This is a genomic window from Pseudomonas rossensis (genome assembly GCF_039888995.1).
Lineage (GTDB): Bacteria > Pseudomonadota > Gammaproteobacteria > Pseudomonadales > Pseudomonadaceae > Aquipseudomonas > Aquipseudomonas rossensis.
The window spans coordinates 1-2,863 of record NZ_JBBWCB010000265.1 but is presented as its reverse complement, the minus strand read 5'-3'; the positions used below and the strand labels follow the sequence as shown (position 1 = coordinate 2,863).

Genomic DNA, 2,863 nt, shown 5'->3' with positions numbered 1-2,863 from the left:
CTTTATCCCAGATCATGCGCGGGTCGAAACTCATCGCCGATAGCATGGTGAAGACCACCACCAGGCCGAAAAACAGAATGCCCACGCGCGGTTCGATATCGCCCAACGCCTGGAACTTCACCAGCGCGGCTACCAGCGCGACAACAATCACGTCGAGCATCGACCAATAGCCGATCAGTTCGACGAAACGGTAAAGCTTTGATCTTTCCTTGCGCGCCCATTGGCTGTTGCGCTGCACGGTGACCAGCAGCAACGTCAGGGCGACGAATTTGATGCCCGGCACCGCGATGCTGGCGATGAAAATGATGAGGGCGATGTCCCAGGCGCCATGCTGCCAGAACTCCAGTACGCCGCTCATGATCGTGCTGTCGGCGCCACTGCCGAGCATGGTGGTGTTCATCACCGGCAGCAGATTGGCCGGGATATAAAACACCAGCGATGTCAGCAGGTAGGCCCAGGTCCGGGTCAGGGAGTTGATCTTGCGCCGATGCAGCGGCGCGCCGCAGCGTTCGCATTCGTGAGGCTCATCGGTCATGTCACAGGCCAGGCCGCAGCTGTGACACAAGCACAGGTTGAGTTCACTGGCAGTCGGTGGTGTGTTCATAGGATGTCCCACAGATCACGGATATCGCGCCCGGCAAGGCGGATCATCATCAGGCTGAGGACAGCCAGGGCAAACAGGCCGATACCCGGCAGCACATCGAGTAATCCTGCGAGTTTGAACACCGCCACCATGGCCCCCAGCAAGCACACTTCCAGCATGCTCCAGGGCCGAAGGGTTTCCAGCCAGCGCATGCAGAATCTGAAACCGGGCGAGCGTCGGGAGCCGAGGGCGAAGCTGAGGACCCAGATCAGCAGGAGTAGCTGAAAAATCGGCGCGATGATGATGGCAATCGCCGCCACCATGGCAATGAACGTGATCGGGCCATGACTCAGGGCCAGCACTGAATCCCACAATGTCGCGCTGTTTTTCAGGCCCTTTAGGCTGATGCTCATGACCGGATAGAAATTGGCGAAAATCCACAGCACCGCGGCGGTGAAGGTCAAGGCCAGTCGCTGCTCCACCGACAGGCCGTTATAGCGCTGAAGCACGCCGCCGCAGCGCATACACAGGGTTTTCTGATGTTTGGCGAGCGTGACTTTTTCATACACACAGTCGCAGTGCTCGCAGATGATCAGTGGGTCAGTCGTAGCCATAGGCTGCACTCGCCAGGACGCAGGGAAGTCAGAGCACTCCCTCAATATAGAAGCGCCTAGCGATTGAGCAAATTAAAAGGCTGTTCAATGGGATGCGGACGGACGGTGATCTCCTGTAGGAGCTGCCGAAGGCTGCGATCTTTTGATCTTAAAGATCAAGGTCAAAAGATCGCAGCCTTCGGCAGCTCCTACAGGGGAATGGCGTTTGATCGAAGGTAGGAGGGCGGTCAGCCGAGCAGTTCGCGCAGGCGATACCAGAACATGCCGAGGGCCAGCAGTGGAGAGCGCAGCATAGGCCCACCGGGAAAGGTCATGTGCGGCACGGCGCTGAACACGTCAAAGCCCTGACTGTGTCCGACGTGGATCGCTTCGCCCAACAGCTTTGCGCACCAGTGGGTCACGTTCAGGCCATGACCGGAGTAACCCTGGGCGTAAAACACGTTGGGATGCTGGCTCAAGCGCCCGACCTGTGGGAAGCGATTGGCGCTGATGCCAATCTTGCCGCCCCATTGATAGTCGATGCGCACGTTGGCCAGTTGCGGGAAGACCTTGAGCATATGCGGGCGCATGTAAGCTTCGATGTCCGCCGGATCACGCCCGGAATAATGACAGGCGCCGCCGAACAGCAAACGTCGATCTGCCGAGAGCCGGTAGTAATCCAGGCCGACTTTCTGGTCGCAGAGCGCCAGATTTTGCGGGATCAATTGCGCTGCCTGTTCGGGCGCCAACGGCTCGGTGGCGATGATGTAGCTGCCCGCCGGGAGAACCTTGCCGCTCAGTTTCGGTTCGAGCTCTTCCAGGTGAGCGTTGCACGCCAGCACCAGACTGCCGGCGCGCACCGTGCCGCCGGCACAGCGAACCTGCACCGTGCTGCCATGGATCAACTCCAGCACCGGGCTTTGCTCGAAGATCTGCACCCCTAAGGATTGCGCCAATAGCGCTTCGCCAAGAACAAGATTGAGCGGGTGCAAGTGACCCGAGCCCATATCGACGAGACCACCGGCATACACGCCTGAGTTCACCACCTGCTGCCGGATCTGCTCCGGCCCGACGAGTCGGGTTTCGTGGGCGTAACCCGATTCGGCAAGGCCTTGCTGCTCAGCCTTGAACGCCGCGAACTGCGCTTTAGTATTGGCCAGTTCACAGAACCCCCAGCGCAGGTCGCAATCAATCCCGTGTTCACGAATGCGGTTGCCCACGAGCGCTACCGACTCGACGCCCGCACGCTCAAGGTAGCGCACGCCTTCTTCACCGACATGACGGGCAAAACCGCTGACGTCATGGCCGATACCGCGGATCAACTGACCCCCGTTGCGTCCGCTGGCACCCCAGCCGATCCGTCGGCCCTCCAGCAAAATCACCGAGAGTCCGCGCTGCGCCAGTTCGATCGCAGTGTTAACGCCGGTAAAGCCGCCGCCGATCACACAGACATCGGCCTCAAGGTCCGCGGCCAGTGTAGGGTAGGGCGCCATTCCATTGGCTGACGCCGCGTAATAGGAGCGAGCATGTTCGTTGCTGTACTGGTTCATTGGTTGGACTTCACTTTGCTCCAGGAACGGGTCATCAAACGCATGATTGCCTGGGGCGGGGTGGTCGAAATGTAGAGCTTGTCGAGGACTGCCTGAGGCGGATAAACCTCAGGATTGTTGACCAGTTCAGGGTCCTT

3 protein-coding genes and 1 pseudogene are annotated in these 2,863 nt (G+C 59.5%); all 4 read right to left on the bottom strand.

Annotated elements, in window-relative coordinates; genetic code table 11:
• Nucleotides 1–604: paraquat-inducible protein A (locus tag WLY71_RS30225; protein WP_347806502.1), on the bottom strand; the 604-nt coding region annotated here is incomplete at its 3' end.
• Nucleotides 601–1,197, bottom strand: coding sequence for a paraquat-inducible protein A (locus WLY71_RS30220; protein ID WP_347806501.1), 597 nt, complete (start codon nucleotides 1,195–1,197; stop codon nucleotides 601–603). The genes WLY71_RS30225 and WLY71_RS30220, both read right to left, overlap by 4 nt.
• 227 nt (nucleotides 1,198–1,424) lie before the next feature.
• Entirely contained in the window at nucleotides 1,425–2,726 is a 1,302-nt protein-coding gene (locus WLY71_RS30215) for an NAD(P)/FAD-dependent oxidoreductase (RefSeq protein ID WP_347806500.1), read from the bottom strand.
• Nucleotides 2,723–2,863: pseudogene (locus WLY71_RS30210) on the bottom strand (polyamine ABC transporter substrate-binding protein); the annotation flags it as partial. The gene WLY71_RS30215 and the pseudogene WLY71_RS30210, both read right to left, overlap by 4 nt.

Bases quoted from the DNA above. Each gene is read 5' to 3' on its own strand.
- WLY71_RS30220 (WP_347806501.1), bottom strand. From the start codon at position 1,197: ATGGCTACGACTGACCCACTGATCATCTGCGAGCACTGCGACTGTGTG.
- WLY71_RS30215 (WP_347806500.1), bottom strand. From the start codon at position 2,726: ATGAACCAGTACAGCAACGAACATGCTCGCTCCTATTACGCGGCGTCA.